This window comes from Lentibacillus salicampi, from assembly GCF_004565465.1.
Lineage (GTDB): Bacteria > Bacillota > Bacilli > Bacillales > Amphibacillaceae > Lentibacillus > Lentibacillus salicampi.
This window is the reverse complement of the sequence record NZ_SRHY01000009.1, coordinates 23396-41231: the sequence shown is the minus strand read 5'-3', so window position 1 is coordinate 41231 and position 17836 is coordinate 23396. Positions and strand designations below refer to the sequence as shown.

The 17836-nt window shown below is 46.2% G+C and carries 13 protein-coding genes; 8 read left to right on the top strand and 5 right to left on the bottom strand.

Features of this window, described 5'->3' with window-relative positions:
• Positions 1–51: 51 nt before the first annotated feature.
• The 3 genes from E4U82_RS08300 (at position 52) to E4U82_RS08290 (ending at position 3459) form a co-directional block, all read left to right on the top strand.
• Positions 52–1830, top strand: coding sequence for an SLC13 family permease (locus E4U82_RS08300; RefSeq protein ID WP_135109734.1), 1779 nt, complete (start codon positions 52–54; stop codon positions 1828–1830).
• A gap of 73 nt (positions 1831–1903) precedes the next feature.
• Entirely contained in the window at positions 1904–2506 is a 603-nt protein-coding gene (gene cysC, locus E4U82_RS08295; protein ID WP_135109733.1) for an adenylyl-sulfate kinase, read from the top strand.
• A 521-nt stretch (positions 2507–3027) separates the two neighbouring features.
• On the top strand, positions 3028–3459 hold the full coding sequence (locus tag E4U82_RS08290; protein WP_135109732.1) for a glycosyltransferase family 2 protein: 432 nt from the start codon (positions 3028–3030) through the stop codon (positions 3457–3459).
• A gap of 213 nt (positions 3460–3672) precedes the next feature.
• On the opposite strand, the gene E4U82_RS08285 is transcribed toward E4U82_RS08290, so the two are convergent.
• From E4U82_RS08285 to E4U82_RS08275, 3 genes are all read right to left on the bottom strand, one after another.
• The gene (locus E4U82_RS08285) at positions 3673–4854 is read right to left on the bottom strand and encodes a NupC/NupG family nucleoside CNT transporter (protein WP_135109731.1); all 1182 of its coding nucleotides are present in this window, start codon (positions 4852–4854) and stop codon (positions 3673–3675) included.
• 319 nt (positions 4855–5173) lie between these two features.
• Positions 5174–6097, bottom strand: a complete 924-nt coding sequence (locus tag E4U82_RS08280) for a pseudouridine-5'-phosphate glycosidase (protein ID WP_135109730.1) — start codon at positions 6095–6097, stop codon at positions 5174–5176.
• A 35-nt stretch (positions 6098–6132) separates the two neighbouring features.
• Positions 6133–7092: a carbohydrate kinase family protein gene (locus E4U82_RS08275; RefSeq protein WP_135109729.1), complete on the bottom strand. Its 960-nt coding sequence runs from the start codon at positions 7090–7092 to the stop codon at positions 6133–6135.
• A gap of 143 nt (positions 7093–7235) precedes the next feature.
• On the opposite strand from E4U82_RS08275, the gene E4U82_RS08270 reads away from it, so the two are divergent.
• Positions 7236–8336 (top strand): carbohydrate kinase, encoded by a 1101-nt coding sequence (locus E4U82_RS08270; RefSeq protein WP_135109728.1) that lies wholly within the window; start codon positions 7236–7238, stop codon positions 8334–8336.
• A 113-nt stretch (positions 8337–8449) separates the two neighbouring features.
• On the opposite strand, the gene E4U82_RS08265 is transcribed toward E4U82_RS08270, so the two are convergent.
• Positions 8450–9319: a LysR family transcriptional regulator gene (locus tag E4U82_RS08265; RefSeq protein WP_135109727.1), complete on the bottom strand. Its 870-nt coding sequence runs from the start codon at positions 9317–9319 to the stop codon at positions 8450–8452.
• Between the two features lie 163 nt (positions 9320–9482).
• Here E4U82_RS08265 and mmgD point away from each other — a divergent pair, with 163 nt between their 5' ends.
• The 3 genes from mmgD (at position 9483) to prpB (ending at position 13124) form a co-directional block, all read left to right on the top strand.
• Positions 9483–10592: a citrate synthase gene (gene mmgD / locus E4U82_RS08260; protein ID WP_135109726.1), complete on the top strand. Its 1110-nt coding sequence runs from the start codon at positions 9483–9485 to the stop codon at positions 10590–10592.
• A gap of 106 nt (positions 10593–10698) precedes the next feature.
• Entirely contained in the window at positions 10699–12132 is a 1434-nt protein-coding gene (locus E4U82_RS08255; protein WP_135109725.1) for a bifunctional 2-methylcitrate dehydratase/aconitate hydratase, read from the top strand.
• Between the two features lie 86 nt (positions 12133–12218).
• Positions 12219–13124: a methylisocitrate lyase gene (gene prpB / locus E4U82_RS08250; protein ID WP_135109724.1), complete on the top strand. Its 906-nt coding sequence runs from the start codon at positions 12219–12221 to the stop codon at positions 13122–13124.
• 100 nt (positions 13125–13224) lie between these two features.
• On the opposite strand, the gene E4U82_RS08245 is transcribed toward prpB, so the two are convergent.
• Positions 13225–13959 (bottom strand): glucose 1-dehydrogenase, encoded by a 735-nt coding sequence (locus tag E4U82_RS08245; protein ID WP_135109723.1) that lies wholly within the window; start codon positions 13957–13959, stop codon positions 13225–13227.
• Positions 13960–14362: 403 nt separating this feature from the next.
• Here E4U82_RS08245 and E4U82_RS08240 point away from each other — a divergent pair, with 403 nt between their 5' ends.
• Positions 14363–17791, top strand: a complete 3429-nt coding sequence (locus E4U82_RS08240; RefSeq protein ID WP_135109722.1) for a hypothetical protein — start codon at positions 14363–14365, stop codon at positions 17789–17791.
• Positions 17792–17836 lie beyond the last annotated feature (45 nt).

The window sequence follows — 17836 nt, the reverse complement described above, 5'->3', positions numbered from 1 at the left end:
AAGTCTAGTTCAGGCGCATTTTTTGAACACAGGTTAAAGGGGATCGATCCCATGTCGTTTGAAATGATGTTTGTTCTAAGTTTGCTGCTGGCCATGCTTGCCGGGCTGCTGTTTGAAGTTGCCCGGCCGGACATGGTTATTTTTTCCGTATTGGTGATCCTGCTACTGTCCGGTGTCCTAACGGTTGATGAGGCATTGAGCGGTTTTTCCAACGAGGGGATGCTGACGGTTGCATTATTGTTCATCGTTGCTGGCGCTGTGCAGAAAAACGGGCTGGTTGATCAACTGATGCAGAAATGGCTACAGAACAGCAACACATATACTGAGTCGATGGTCCGCTTTTTTGTCCCGACGTCTGCGTTTTCCGCTTTTTTGAACAACACCCCCATCGTTGTGACATTTACGCCGATCATTAAAAAGTGGTGTGAAGACCGCGGGATCGCCCCATCTAAATTTTTGATCCCCTTGTCCTATGCCACCATTCTGGGCGGCACCATCACATTAATGGGGACATCCACGAACCTGGTTGTGCACGGTTTGCTGCTCGACTTTGGGCTGGAGGGTTTTTCGTTTTTCACATTGGCTGTCGTTGGCATACCGGCTGCAGTCATCGGACTCATTTATCTATTTACAATCGGAAACAAACTTTTGCCGGATCATAAAGGTTTTAGCCGGAAAATGGTGGAAGACTCCAAAGAATATATGGCTGAAATGCAAGTGACACGAGCGTTCGGTTACCTTAACCGTAGTGTCCGGCAAGCCGGGCTGCGTGATTTGAAAGGTCTTTATCTGATTGAGATCATTCGTGGGGATGAACGGATTTCGCCGGTTAAGTCGACAACGCTTATTCAAGTGGGCGATCGTCTAATTTTCACCGGGTTGATTTCAACGATTGCTGATTTGCAAAAAAAGAAAGGCCTGCAGCTGGAAACCGGGACGTATATTGGGCTTGATGAGTTGAGGGATGGGTCGACCAGTCTGGTGGATGCCGTCGTGTCGGACCAGTCGTCACTTTTATCCAAGTCGATTAAACAGGCGCAGTTCCGCTCTCGTTATGATGCTGGGGTCATTGCGGTGCACCGACATCATGAACGGATCCGGAGCAAAGTCGGGGATATCGTGTTGAAACCCGGTGATTCGCTGTTGTTGCTGGCTGGTACCGATTTTGTTAAAAAACATCAGCGATCGAATGATTTTTTTGTCGTGTCGCCGCTGGATACACCGGCCACCCTGAATCAGAGCACAACGAAAGGGTGGTTTTCGATCATCGTGCTGCTGGCAATGATTATAACGGTGACACTGGGATGGCTAAGCATGTTTAAGGCAATGGCGCTGGCTGTCATGGTTTTTTGGCTAGCAAAAATTATTACACCCGGGGAAGCCAGGGACTATGTGCACTTCAATGTGCTGCTGCTGATTGCCAGTGCACTGGGGATCGGCGTCGCCATCAGGAAAACGGGTCTTGCCGAATGGATTGCGGACGGCCTGCTGGGTTTGGCTGAGCCATTGGGACTCATGGCCATCCTGTTTACGGTCTATATTCTGACCAATGTGTTTACCGAGCTGATCACCAACAGTGCAGCCGCCGTCATCATGCTGCCGATCGGAATTGAAATGGCCCGTGCGCTCTCACTTGAGCCAATGGGATTTGCTGTAGTCATTGCGATTGCCGCTTCTGCAAGTTTCATCACACCCATCGGCTATCAGACCAACTTGATCGTATATGGTCCTGGCGGCTACACATTTTCGGATTATGTGAAAGTGGGACTCCCACTCAGTTTGTTAGTGATGGTTACATCCGTTTTGATTATTTATCATGTATGGTTTTAGGGGGGCGTGTTTATGGCTAAATCATATAGGGACACGGGGTCAGACCCCGTGTCCCAAAAGGAGGGACGTGTTTATGGCTAAGTCAGAAAATATCGTATGGCATGATTCGCAAGTAATGAAAGAACACCGGCGAAAGCTGAATAACCACAAGAGTGCTGTGGTCTGGTTCACCGGCTTGTCCGGATCAGGGAAGTCGACTATTTCGGTGGCACTGGAAAAAGAGCTTTATCAAATGGGCGTGCGAACGTATCGTTTGGATGGTGACAACATCCGCCACGGTCTGAATAAAAATCTCGGCTTTAGCCCCGAAGACCGTAAAGAAAACATCCGTCGCATTGGTGAAGTTTCCAAGCTGATGGTCGATGCCGGGTTGTTGACATTATCCGCATTTATTTCACCATATCGTGAAGACCGTGATGATGTCCGAAGTCTCTTGGGTGACCATGAGTTCATTGAAGTGTTTGTCGATGCCAGTGTTGAGACGTGTGAATCCAGAGACCCAAAAGGGCTGTACAAGAAAGCACGCGCCGGTGAAATCAAAGGGTTTACGGGAATTGACGCACCATATGAAGCCCCCGTGAATCCGGAAATCACCGTGGACACGGATAAGCAGAGTCTAGCGGAGTCGGTGGCGGAGATTGTAGCTTATTTGAAAGGGCAGGGATATCTGGAATAATGCCCGGCCGTGATCGAAAGACGGCATTTCACGACTGAGGAAGGTGGTTTTAATCGATAGAAGGGTCCTCACGATGAATTCGGAGCGAAAAGAGGGAGGTTTCAATCGATAGAAGGTTTCTCACGATGAATTCGGAGCGAAAAGAGGGAGGTTTTAATCGATAGAAGGTTTCTCACGATGAATCCGGAGCGAAAAGGGAGTGGTTTTAATCGATAGAAGGGTCCTCACGATGAATTCGGAGCGAAAAGAGGGAGGTTTTAATCGATAGAAGGTTTCTCACGATGAATTCGTAGCGAAAAGGGGGCAGTTTTAATCGATAGAAGCCCATCACGAGCGTTGCAGCATTATTCAGGGACAATTTTACCCACGCGAAATGGTTGTGCTGATGAATTTACGGGCTCGAAACTTATAGGAAGAGCGTAATATGGAGAAAATGACAGATATGCTTTGTCTCCTCATTAGTTCCAGATTCCAGAAGTGCTTCCTTTAATTCCAGGAAAAGTCGGAGGAGAAGACGTCAGATGTATTTTTTAGTGGTGATCCCGCTATACAATAAGGAAGAACATATCAGACGGGCGATCCATTCCGTTCTGGCAAAAACGCATCAGGAATTTGAGGTGATCGTTGTTGATGATGGTTCCACTGATTCCAGTTATGAGGAAGTAAAACGTCCAAAAGACGCAAGAGTAAAGGTAATCATCAAACAGAATGGCGGCGTGGCCTCGGCCAGAAACCATGGAATATGGTATGCATCCTATGATTATATTGGTTTCTTGGATGCTGATGATGCGTGGAAGCCGGATTTTTTAGCGATTATAAATGATCTTATCAAAAAATATCCGAGAGCGGGTGCTTATGGTGCCGCCTATGAGTTTGTGCACTCAATGCCCGTCTTAAATGCGCAGCGCCTGCATTTGATTTATACGATCGTCCTGGTTGCAGCCGCAGCTTAGCGTTTGTCGTCGGTTTCTTCGTTTTTAAGAGTGATATCGCAGCCATTGCACTATTCGGGATAACAAGTCTTCTATTGAATGGTTTTCTTTTTTTCATAATGCGTATTTGGGTGAATGCTCACCACAGTGATTGAATTTGCCGTTTGGAAATATAATTTGTCATTCCAATCAACCGTGCCTGAGAGAACACACCCAAAAGCATCTTTACTTCCTTTAAATAACCAGCCCCATCATGGTACCTGATATGACAGAGGCCAAGGTGGCACCCAGCAATAACTTCAGGGCAACTTTGGATATATAATTACCCTGCTTTTCACTGATCGATCTGATCGAACCAGCAATAATACCGACCGTCCCGAAGTTGGCAAAGCTGACAAGGTAGACGGAGACAATCGCGGTTGTTTTTTCGGATAGCCCCGCTGAGATGTCCCCAAAGTTTAACATGGCTACAAATTCGTTTGTCACCAGTTTTGTTGCCATGATGCTCCCTGCATCCACAACTTCTGACCACGGCACCCCCATTAAAAAGGCAATGGGTGCAAAAATATAGCCCAATAACGTTTGGAAGGAGATGTTAAACACGCCGAGAAATAGAACGTTGATTAATTCCATCAGCGAAATAAAACCTAACAGCATGGCGGCAACGGTTACAACAAGTTTGAGACCGTCCATGACACTTTGCGATACCATTTGAAAAAAGGGAACACGCTCCTGTTCTTCGGTCTGTGCTAAATCGTCTTCCTCCGCAACATCATAGGGGTTAATGATATTCGCGACAATGAGTGCACTGAATATATTCAATGCGACGGCTGTTACGACATACTTCGGCTCAAGCATCGTCATATAAGCACCGACCATTGCCATACTGACGGCGCTCATAGCGGATGTGCAAATGGTATATAGGCGTCTTTGAGACAACAGGGGAATTTGTTTCATAATCGTTAAAAATACCTCTGGCTGTCCGAGCACGGCAGTGGATACGGCAAAATAGCTTTCCAATTTTCCCATTCCCGTGATTTTGCTTAAAATGAGTCCTGTGTACTTAATAAGCACAGGCAATATTTTGATATGATTGAGAATCCCAATCAAAACGGAAATAAAAACAAGCGGCAGTAATGCTGTAAATATAAACGGCTCTTCGCCTTCATTGACAATGCCGCCCAGTACGAATTCGATACCAGCGTCGGCAATCGCCATCAGTTCCTCGAAAAAATTCCCGATATTTCGGACGATGGTCAATCCGAAGCTCGTGTTCATCAGCGTGAAAACCAGAATCAGCTGCGCAGCCAGCATGATGCCAATTCGTTTATAGTTGATATGTTTCCTGTCATTACTGAATAAATAGCCAATGGCAAATACCAATAATAATCCGGTTACCAGGAATACAATATTCATTTCAGCGCCCTCTTAAGATGTCAGCGTTTACAATGCGGGTTAAAGGAGTTGTTCAAAAAGTCCGGTGAAAATGACACTTCGAATTTCATCGTTAGCTTGCTTTTCCGCTACTCATGTATCTAAAGGATACATGCCGTTGCTCAAAACTACGCTGCCTCGAACTTCGACGAACAGGACGTGCTAATATCGGCGTTGCGACAGGACGTCGCGAACTTAGCCGATGACGGTCCTTTTCATCCTCTTTTTGAACACACATTTAAAGAACTTCTGCAAAACAGAGCCGGTCTTTTTTGCAGAAGTCCCGGGCTATACGGAAGCTTTAGGATTCATGAACCTGCTTGTTGTAACTGACGGCAATTTGACTTCCGATTTTTGCATTGTGTTTTACCAGTGCTATATTGACATCAAGACTTTTTCCTTCTGTCATCTCTTTTACTTTGGCAAGCAGGAATGGTGTCGTGTCTTTACCTGAAATATGATTTTCTTTCGCTTCCTTGACGGCATCCCCGATCACACCATTAATGTAATCGGCATCCATGGCATCTTCTTCAGGAACCGGGTTCGCAATGACAAGCCCGCCATTAAGCTGCAAGTCCCATTTTGTTTTCATGGTTTCAGCTAATACGTCCGTTGAATCAGTCGAGAATGCTAACGGGAATTCACTTTCCCTTGTGTAAAATGCAGGCAGATAGTCGGTTTCGAAGCCAAGGACAGGGACGCCTTTGGTTTCCAGGTATTCCATTGTCAGTCCCAAGTCCAAAATCGATTTGGCTCCTGCACAAATAACCGCTACATTTGTTTGGGCTAATTCTTCAAGGTCAGCTGATATATCCATGGTCGTTTCGGCACCTCTGTGTACACCGCCGATTCCGCCGGTTACAAACGTTTCGATTCCGGCCAGTTCGGCACAAACCATGGTCGTGGCAACCGTTGTCGCGCCGAGTTTTCCGGATGCAATGACGGGTGCGATATCACGTCTTGACACTTTGGCAACATCGTCACTTTTACCAAATACCTCCAGTTCATCGTCCGATAAGCCTATCTTAATTTTACCGTCCATAATGGCGATGGTCGCTGGAACGGCTCCGTTTTCACGGACAATTGCTTCGACATCACGTGCCATTTTTACGTTTTGCGGATAAGGCATACCGTGTGAAATGATGGTCGATTCCAGTGCCACAATGGCTTGTCCATTTTCTTTTGCTTGCTGTACCTCTTGTGAAAATTCAAGATATTTTTTCATGTTAATGTTCCTCCCTTGGGTTTATATCAATGCGGTCAGTGATTGCCGGAAGCGTTGATTCGTTGTACGTCTTCAGCAAGCTGATTAAACGACAAATCTGTTCTGACCGTTTCGTTCGACAGGATGGTTTTATGAGCGTTGACCATGCCGGATTGAATAATGGCATCGAGTGGCTGTTTCTGCAGCCAGGCATGAATAACAGCGGAGCAAAATGAATCGCCCGCACCTGTCACATCAATGATATCGGGGGTTTCAACAGCCTGATAGTGGCCTGTTTCTCCGCTTTGGGCACCTGCCATTGCCCCTTCCGAACCATTGGTTACCACGACATTTTCCACACCTGAATCCAGCCATTTTTTAACTGATTCTTTCCAGTCCTGATCAGTTTGGATGTCGATGTTCAGAAATGTTTCGGTTTCATCTTTATTGACGATGAGCCAGCTGACAGAACTGAGTGATCGTGGCAGCCTGTCCATCTTTGGGGCAGACACGGGAATCACAACGAGTGGAATCGCTTCCTGGGCAGTGAATGAACAAAGAAAATCGATCGTTTCCGCCGGGCAATTCAGATCGGCTACGATGCATGCCGCCTGTTGCAGAATGGCCTGATTCCTTTGCAGAAGTTCCGGCGTAATATCGTCAAAAATATCCATGTCGGCAAATGCCACCGACAAGTCGCCACGTTCGTCAAGCACAGCCGTGTAGTTGCCGGTTGACTGGTTTTCATATTGCGCTGCAAAATCTAAATCCATAAAAGGCGATGAGGCTTGCGCAATTTCTTTCCAGGCTGCATCATTTCCACCTGCCGTTATCAATTTAACGTTCCCGCCCAGTCTTCCAAGGTTTTCTGCAATATTCCTGGCTACCCCGCCGACTGAACTTGATGAAGATACAGGATTGGATGTTCCTTGTATGATCTGCTGGTTCAAATAGAATTTCCGGTCCACATTGGAACCACCGATGCAAATGATCGGGGAGGCTTCGTTGGTATTCACTTCCTCACCTCGTTTATAAACATTTGTTTAGTATTAAAACACAAGTTTATGTTATCGTTTTCTCATGGAATTGTCAAGTGGCTTCAGTGTTTACAGATTTTCACTTATACCCTAAACTGATTCTAAAAAGTGAGGTCGTGCAAATGGATAAGAGAAAAGAAATCTTACAATACATTCGAATGGACCCTTTTATTTCCCAGCAGGAACTATCAAAGAGAGTCGGGTTGTCACGGCCGGCGGTAGCGAATTATATCGCGAATCTGATAAAAAGCGGCGAGATCAGGGGGCGCGCGTATGTGTTAAAGGAAACGTCCGCCATTGTTTGTATCGGCGGGGTGAACATTGATCGCAAAGCAAAGTCAGAACAAGACGTTCGGCTATATACCTCCAATCCGGTGGAAACGCAGGAAACGTGTGGCGGTGTTGCACGCAATTTTGCGGAAAATTTAAGCCATCTCGGCTGCAGCACCATATTAATGGCATGCGTAGGAGAGGATAAAGCGGGCGAGTGGCTGTTAACCGAAACGAAAAACGCGGGCATCGATGTGAGCCAGGTTTGGCAATTTCCTGCGAGAGGCACAGGGACTTTTACCACTTTATTGGATGTCAGCGGGCGAAGTGTTGTATCGATGTCTGACATGACGATTTATGAAAATTTAACTGTTTCGATGATAGAAGAAAAATGGGCGGCCATTTCCACGGCAAGGGCTGTTTTTTTGGATACGAATTTGCCGGTGGATTGTGTTCATTACATAATCAACCGCTGCTATCAGGAAAACATTCCAATGTACATTGATCCGGTTTCGTCCGCTAAAGCCCTTAAATTACCCGAACGGTTGGATGGTCTGGGATTGTTAATACTTGATCAGGAAGAAGCCGAAGCATTATCCGGAAAATCGATTGATTCCATGACGGATTGTGAGAATGCATGTCAACAACTTCGGCAGCGTGGGGTCAAACGAGTGATTGTCATCCTGGATGATGGCAGTGTCTACTATTATACTGATGAAGAAGCTGGTCATTTATCACCTATTCATACTGAAGTAGCTGATGATACTGGGATAACGGATGCTTTAGGAGCATGTGTGATTTACGGCATTTTAAATGGCGAGTCGTTACACCGTTCTTGTCAGCTGGGGCTTGCCGGTATGGCATTGACGTCGCAAACAGAGGCTTCGATATCGGATTTTCTAAGCCTCGAGAAACTCTATGAGATGGTGGTGAATTTGGATCAGAGTGAGTAGGGAAGATTCTGGATGAGTAGGGAGATTCCCGCACGAGTTGAGGGTTTCTCGCTCGAGTTATGGAGGAGCCCGCACGAGTTTGCGGGTTTTCTGCACGAGTGGGGCAAACTTCCCTATAATGCCTTGACGTCCAGTGTTCGGATGAAATGGACAAACGCTTCGACGATGTTCAGCTGCAGCGAATCCTCGTGATAATACATCCACGTTTTGCGGGTGATGGCTTCCCCTGAAGGAAGGGTCAGTGGTTTGATCACAAGGTTTGGATACGGGCGCACGACAAGGTTGGCTAATATCGCGTAGCCAAGACCGTTGATGACCATTTCTTTGCACGTTTCCACCTGATTGACCTGTATGTTGATGTTGGGATGTTGTTTATAGTTGTTGTACCACCAATTGTCGACGATGTGCCGCATTTTTTCATCCGTATTGTAATCGATGCGAGGTAAATCAGGCAGCATATCCCACGTAAATTCCCATGGGGAGGCCATACATAGTTCCTCTTCGTAAAGCAGTTCCTTATTATCTTTCCAACTGTAATCCCCCTTGATGAAGCTGATGTGAACATCGTGATTCAGGATACGCCGGTACATTTCACTGCTCCAGCCGGTCACGACCTGGAACTCGACATTCGGATATTTTTGCTTAAACAAGCGCAGTAATTTGGGCATTTTATTCAGCGCAAAGAAGTTAGAGGCTCCTACCCTTAATGTGCCGGCGACCTGCTCTTTCATGTTGTTCAATCGTTCTTCGATTTTGGTCTGCTCATGCAGCATTTTTCGCGCATGGCGGGCGAGCACTTCCCCCTCAGGTGTGAACGTAATCCCTCTTTGTTTCCGGATGATCAGTTTGACCCCGTAATAATCCTCTAGACTTCTGACTCGTGACGTTAATGTGGGCTGCGACAGGAATAGACGTTTTGCAGCCTGCGTTATGTTCTCCGTTACATATAAGGCATTCAGCATTTCCCAGTCTTGAAGTTTCATGCGAGGTCGTCTCCTTCATCGTGATATTGAAAAAAATTATGTCTAATGATTAAAATTATATATTTTTCCGATTGCGATTTCAACTTTATAATAGACTTATAGACAGATAGTGCCATTTTTTGATGAAAGGGATTTCAATATAGATGGGATAAGGAGGTTCACGATGAAAACAGAAGATACGTTTGTGCCGGGTCTGGAAGGTGTGATCGCGTCTGAGACGGGGATTTCGCTTTTGGATACGGAACAGGAAAAGATCATTATCAGGGGTTATGATTTGATTGATTTGTCAACTCGGAAAACGTATGCTGATCTTGTTTATTTGTTATTGGAAGGGACTTTGTCGTCAGACGCTGAGCGGCAGGCGGTTGAGGAAAAATTGAAAGCTCATTACCAAGTGCCTGACACGGTCATGGATATTCTTAATTTACTGCCGAAAGAAACGCACCCAATGGACGGACAGCGGACAGCTATATCGGCCTCGGCAGGGTTTGATAAGAACCTTGATGACCGCTCGCTTGAAGCGAATAAACGCCGGGCTTATGAAATTTTGGGGCAACTCCCGGCCATAACGGTGAATAGTTATCGGATTTTGAATAACAAGGAACCGGTCGATCCGGATCCCGTACTCCCATACAGTGCCAACTTTTTGTACATGATTACGGGTGAAAAACCGACCGAATTGGAAGCGGACATTTTTGACCGTTCCCTACTGTTATATAGTGAACACGAGATGCCGAATTCGACCTTTACATCACGCGTGATTGCCTCCACACATTCGGATATGTACGGGGCACTGTCGGGTGCTGTCGCCTCGTTAAAAGGCAATCTGCATGGCGGTGCCAATGAAGCGGTTATGTACATGCTGCAGGACGCCCGATCGGTTGATGAATTTGAGAATATATTGAAAGAGAAACTCTTACACAAAGAAAAAATTATGGGCTTCGGACATCGTGTCTATATGAAAAAAATGGATCCGCGCGCTGCGATGATGAAGGAATCGTTGCGGCAGCTATGTGATCTGCATGGAGATTCGCTCCTGCTTGATATGTGTGAAGCGGGGGAAAAACTGATGGCCCAGGAAAAGGGGCTGTATCCGAATCTCGATTACTATGCCGCACCGGTTTATTGGATGCTCGGGATCCCCATTCCGCTGTATACGCCAATCTTTTTCAGTTCCAGAACGGCGGGGTTGTGTGCGCACATTATTGAACAGCATAACAATAATCGTTTGTTTCGGCCGAGAGTCAAATATACCGGTGAGCGGAATTTATAAGTACGATTTTAATAGGCTTACGAACAAGCATAAAGGGTCAGGTTATATGTCTCGCATCTTAAAATAGCATGCGAGATTGGCCTGACCGCGGGAAAGGACGTTGACAATGGAAAAAGTGGACGAACAGAAAACGGCAGACGCGATTTTGGAAGAAATTGCTGATTATGTTCTAAATCAAGACATTACGAGCGAAGAAGCTTTTTCGACCGCTCATTATATTTTGCTTGATACGCTCGGATGCGGGATTCTGGCCCTGAATTACCCGGAATGCACGAAACTCCTCGGTCCAGTTGTGTCAGGCACGGTCGTTCCAAACGGTACGCGTGTGCCCGGGACGCCGCACGTGCTGGATCCAGTGCAGGGGGCGTTTAATATCGGGGCGATGATTCGCTGGCTCGACTATAATGACACATGGCTTGCCGCTGAATGGGGGCACCCATCTGATAATCTTGGCGGGATTTTGGCCGTTGCAGACTATGTCAGTCAGGAACGCCTTGCCAACGGGCAGGAGCCTGTTAAGGTTGAGGAAGTTTTGGAAATGATGGTTAAAGCCCATGAAATCCAGGGGGTCCTGGCCTTGGAAAACAGCCTGAATCGCGTTGGCCTTGATCACGTATTATATGTGAAAGTCGCTACAACGGCTGTGGTGACGAAAATGCTCGGCGGTGGGCATGAGGAAATCATGAATGCCTTGTCCAATGCCTGGATTGATAACTCGAGCCTACGTACGTACCGGCATGCGCCGAACACTGGCTCCCGGAAATCATGGGCAGCCGGCGATGCCACGAGCCGAGGTGTTCGGCTGGCCATGATGGCAATGGACGGCGAAATGGGATATGAAACCCCTCTAAGTGCGCCAGGATGGGGGTTCCAGGATGTGCTGTTTAACAAGCAGGACCTCGTGCTTAGCCAACCGCTTGATAGTTATGTGATGGAAAATATCCTATTTAAAGTTTCATTCCCTGCAGAGTTCCATGCGCAAACAGCAGCAGAGGCCGCTGTACAGTTGCATCCGGAAGTGCAGAACCGCTTGGATGAGATTGAGCAGATCACGATTACGACACATGAGTCCGCGATTCGGATTATTGATAAACAAGGACCACTCTATAACCCGGCTGACCGGGATCATTGCATCCAATACATCACAGCAGTCGGGCTGATAAAAGGCGGGATTACAGCCGAGGACTATGAAGAGGAAGCGGCTGCTGATCCGCTGATCGACGAATTGCGTGATAAAATGGTGCTTGAGGAAAAAGAAGCCTACACAACAGACTACCTTAATCCGGATAAACGGTCGATCGCGAATGCAGTTCAGGTTCATTTTACAGATGGAACCTCAACTGAGAACGTGGCTGTTGAATATCCGCTGGGTCACCGGTTCCGCCGAGAGGAAGCAATGCCGCAAATCCGGGAGAAATATAAGTATAATTTATCGACCCAATATACGAAAAAGCAACTGGAAAAAATTGAAGCATTCAGTTATGATTATGGGAAGCTTTCGACGATGAATGTGAATGAGTTTGTGGCATTATTTGTCTGAAGGCAGGTTTGTCTAAAGTAAAATGGTACGGGGCTGACGTGATGTTTTCTTGCGGCCCCAGAGTGTTTTTAAAGGAGGACCCGAGAATGGTTTGGATTGTTGACCAGACATCAACGCAGGAAGATTTAGCACATGAGTTTAAGGAATTGATTGAGCAGGACGATATTTTACAAATTCCCGGCGCCCATGATGCAATGGCAGCGCTTGTTGCCAAAAAAGCGGGATTCTCATCCTTGTATCTGTCAGGCGGCGCCTACACAGCAAGCCGGGGACTGCCTGATCTTGGCATGGTGACGTCAACTGAAATGGCGGATCGTGCCAGGGAATTGGTCCGGGCTGCCAATCTCCCGGTGCTTGTTGATATCGATACCGGATTTGGTGGTGTGTTGAATGTCGCCCGCACGGCTGCCGAAATGATGGAGGCCAAGGTGGCGGCCGTGCAGATTGAAGATCAGCAGCTTCCGAAAAAATGCGGACATTTGAACGGGAAACAGCTTGTGACAAAAGAAGAACTGGGGCAAAAAATCAGGGCGATTAAAGAAGTGGCCCCGTCCCTGGTCGTTGTGGCACGTACAGATGCGAAAGCGGTTGAAGGGATTGATGCGGCGGTTGAACGGGCTCAGTTCTATGTCGAAGCTGGAGCTGACGCGATTTTTCCAGAAGCATTACAGACAGAAGAAGAATTTCGTTTGGTGGCCGAAAAACTCGATGTTCCGCTGCTTGCCAATATGACGGAATTTGGCAAGACGCCGTATTTTACGGCCCAGGCATTTCAGGACATGGGCTTCAGCATGGTGATTTATCCGGTTACGTCGTTGAGGGTCGCTGCAAAGGCCTACGAGCGGATCTTCCAGCTTATTATGGAGGAAGGCACCCAGAAAGATGGCCTCTCGGATATGCAGACGCGCGAGGAGTTGTATGATATCAATTCACTTGCTGAATTTGAGGCACTGGACGGGAACATTGCCAAGACCGTTTTGGGTGAAAAATGAGCTTGGGACAAAGGGTCTGACCCCGTGTCCCCAAATCCAAATTTGTTTCGATTATAGGTATAAAGATGTTCTATGAGGTCTTATGTGGGCATGGCATTGCTTACTGTGCTGTCAATCCGCCGTCAACGACGAATTCAGAGCCGGTGCTGTAACTGGAATCGTCGGAAGCGAGATATAATACTAGATTGGATACCTCTTCAGGCTTTGCGATTCTTTTGTTCGGGATGTGTTTTGCAAATTCCTGAATGACATCTTTGGAATCCCCTTGTGCAATCATTGGTGTTTCAATCACACCGGGGTGGACGGAATTCACACGGATCCCTTCATGCGACAAACTGAGTGCGGCGGCTTTCGTGCTTCCGCGTACGGCAAATTTTGTGTCTGTATAACCGATAGCGCCGCCAACGATACCATTCATCGATGAAATATTGACGATGGAACCGCCGTCTGCCTTTCTTATTGATGGCACGATTGTTTTCATGCCAAGGAATACGGATACCTGATTGATATCAACAATTTTTCGGTAGTCCTCTTCGGTTATGTCATCGATTGATTTGTTCATGCTGATGCCAGCATTATTGACCAGTACATTAACCGGGCCAAAGGCTTTTTCGGTTGCTGCGACAACTTTTTCCCAATTGTCTTTGTTGGTAACATCAAGTTCTAAGAATTTAGCGTTTTTCCCAAGTTCATCTGCTAATGCTTTACCTTCGTCTTCAAGGATATCCGCTATCACAACTTTAGCGCCTTCGCTTACGAATTTACGGGCGTGGGAAGCACCCATTCCGCGCGCCGCCCCCGTAATGATGGCAACTTTTCCCGTTAATCTGTCCATGTTTTATTCCTCCATCATAAGGTGACTGGTATAAATAGCTGCTCCTTACTGTTATGTGGCATGTTTTTCCTGTCTTTTGGAAGCTGCTAATGCTAGATCACCTATTCGTTTAGTATTGAAAAAATAGTTTAACGTTAAACTATTTATCAGTTATTATTTTAACACTAAACCATTATTATAATAGCGGAACGATTTCTATCTTATTTTCAAAATCTATCAAAGTATTGGAAACAGTGATTCAGATACCACAAACGGTGTGTTAGAATAAAAATGCATTTTTATTTACCATTTTGCGGTCGTATTTGGCTTAGTATGTACATAAAATGGGTCAGTGAACCATTTCGAGGCCCCTTTGACATTCCGGAAGTTGAGATAGATTTGGTCTGCAGAAAGGAGGCGCACCATGGGTCATTTGCAAAAAAGATCAAAACAGCGAATCGTTAAGGAAGAGCTGGAGAAGCTGGAAAAGGCTGAATACATATCATCTGACGTGCATACACAAGTTGTGGAGGCACATGATCAGTATTATGCAGATCTTGAGCAAAAGGAAGCAGAAGCTGCAAAAGAAGGGCCGGATAGAGAGGCTCAAATTGAAGAACAGCCTCATGAAGTTCAGGAAAAGAAGCCGATAAAAGAAAAGAAAACATTGTCACCAAAGGAACTACGGGAGCGTAACATTACCTGGTCATTAAATCTTGGGGTTGTTCTGCTCTTGATTGGCGGGCTGGTTCTTGCGACAAGCACATGGGAGACGCTCGCCAATTGGATGAAGTCAGGAATGATTGCCCTCGTATCTCTGTTATTTTTCGGGCTTGCCGTGTTTACGGAGCGTATGTTAAAAATCGAAAAAACAGCATTCGCCTTTTATGTACTTGGCGCCTTGTTTTTGCCGATCGCGATTCTGTCTGTCGGCTTTTTTGAATTGCTTGGTCCGTATTTTTCATTTACCGGTGGCGGGCGTTACTTATTTGGGGCTGCCGGGAGTGCTGTTATCCTGCCAATCTATATTGCGCTTGCCGATAAACGGTCATCACGGCTGTTTGTCTGGTTTTCGTATATTACGGTGACGGTTTTGGCAGGATTTTTGCTGGCAGCGTTCGATTTGCCAGTAGATGGTTTTTACCTTGGCATCATGCTATTTAATGCATTGCTACTACTCATCTATATTCGGTTAAAAGACAATCAGCGAACACGATTGTTTATGAAGGAATTTGTGCTCTATATTCAATGTAATCTGGTGCTCTCAACATTACTGATGCTCATTTTTTATAATCATGAGGTGTTGTACGGCTTTAATGTACTGCTTACAGCGGTTCTTTATTTTGCCATGATTTATGTGACGGAGCACAAGGAATACAGCTTTGTTTTCAGTGCGATGCTTGTGTATGGGGCCTATCAGCTGATTGAGTTTACTACTGTAGAGGATGCCAGTGCCATTGTTTATGCTTTACTCGGGTTTGTCTTTTTGACGATTCCAAGGCTCATTGGCGATGACCATGCATTGAAACGAATCTTTCGTTACACAAGTGCTGTTGTGTCGGCGTGTGCATTTTTGTACATCAGTTTGGAAGGACTCGTTTTGAGAATGCATGAGCCATCATTTGTCCTGCTTTTGGCATATGTGTTGATCGCATTTAATTTCACGTTCCTGGCTAATCAGACAAAACGATTATTGTTCGCTTATTTAAGTCCAGTATTTTTGATGGGTGCCCTGTACGAAGTTGCGTTGTTTGGCCGGGAATGGTTTGGTTATGACGGATTGATGCTGCCGTTGTTTGTCATGGGGCTGGTCCTCTATATCGGGTTTGGCTGTTTAATAAAAATGGCCCTTTTCCAGACGATGAAGAGAAGTTCCAGGGATGTTGGCGGCGTTGTTCTGCTGGTGGCCATTTTAACGGATTTTGTCTTAATAAACTGGTGGCAGGCTGGGACGATGCTTTTATTCATAAGCATCACCACATTGCTCACAAAACGATATGAAGGCAGGGAAGCTTTGGCTAAAAGTTCATCATGGATTCATGCCGTATCATTAGGACTCGCTGTGATGATGTTTTATGCTGAGACGTTTGGTGAGCGCACTTCTTATGGCCGAAATCCGATGGAAGCGGAGAGCTTTGTTTTGGCAGGTCTTGTTGTTCTGTTGGCAAGCATCGGGTGGAAATACGGGAAACGGACGATGTTTGCAGAGCACAGTTTTTTTGCTGCATACGGCTTCTATGTGCTGGGAATATGGCTGACATTCACTTTTGACTTTGATGCTGTGCTGCGTGCGGTGATCATGCTGGGTGGCGTGGCTATGGCTTATTTGCTATACCGGAAAACAAAATGGATGGCCGTATCGTATGTTGTCAGTGGCATGTCCTTGTTGTTTTATATGACCGCTCTTTATGCGGTTCATTCGGAAATGACGATTCAGTCGGATCTTTTCCAGTCGCTGCAATTTGTGATTGGCGCGCTATTGTTGCTGATTGCCGGTGTCTTGATCGGTAAATATGATGCGGGTCTCAGGAAAAGCTTCTGGTGGACCGGACACCTTTTCCTGCCGTTCGCTTCACTTGTGAGTCTAGTGTTTTTTGCAGAAGAAACGGTCTGGGCATTTTTAATCGCCGCTGCCGTTTATGGCTTAAGCCTGCGCTGGGCTCGAGCAGAATGGCTGATTGGAAGCTTTTTATATGGTGGTTTCACGGCGTTTTGGATCGGGGTTACTCAAGGATTTGTGTTGCTGGATGCCCCGGAATCCATTCAATATGCGGCGCTGCTCACGAGTGTCATGATAGCTATTGGCTGGTACTTTAGTAAAGGGGCATGGACACGGCGAATGGCATTTTATGTCGTGCCGTTTTCCGTATTGGGCATGTTTCTATTTGTGATCGTACCGGTTTTTGATGTGACGTTGTTTGTTGTAACACTGCTATATGCTGTGATGACACTGTTTATCATGCATCGGGAAAAATGGGATGTATTTACTGCACTACCACTCGCGCTTGTCTACAGTACTTTATGGCTATATGATGGTACTATTTTTTCAACGGAATACGATATGTTGTTCAGACTTGTTGTGTTTGCCGGGCTGCTGCTGGCAGCTGGTCTGCTTATGTATCCGGTGACCTATCAAGAACAAAGGGATAAGGAAATACCCGTTAAGATTGATTGGTATTCGGTTATCGGTTTTGCGGCGCTGTGCAGTATATATGTTGTCCCAGCGGAAGCATTTTGGGCAAAACTGCTGCCCGGACTGCTCGTGTCACTTTACTTGATATTGCAGCGTAAACGCACGCCATATGTCTCGGCAAAATGGATTGTTTTCGGTGCATGCATTTATTTGTTGCAGCCGTATTATGTGCTGCTTGGCAATATACAAATTTTCGATTTAATCGAACGGGAGCTGTATGTATTGCCATGGGTTGCGGCCGTTATTTTCCTGAAAAAAGTCACAGACGAGAAATATAATAGACTTGTAAACTATGGGCAGTGGGCGGTGCTTGTTATAGTTTCGCTTCTGCTTATCCAGGATGGCATGGCGAGCTCGACGATTTACGATGCATTGATTGTTGGTGTCCTTTCTCTTGCCTCCATGCTTGGTGGGATGGCTTATCAGCTAAAGGCATTCTTCTTTGTCGGTGCAGGTGTATTGCTCTTGAACGTTTTTCTGCAAACCCGTCCCTACTGGGGAAATCTGCCATGGTGGGCGTACCTCCTGATTGCAGGGTCCATTTTGATTGCCGTGGCAAGCTACAATGAATGGCACAAGCAGAAAACCGCAGACGGCAGAACAACACTGGCCTCCAAGTTTTATCAAAAAGTGGTACAGAGGATAAAGCGGTGGGAATAGGAGCGGAAATGGTTGTACGGTTTTCCAAGGATTTTTCAGGCAAGG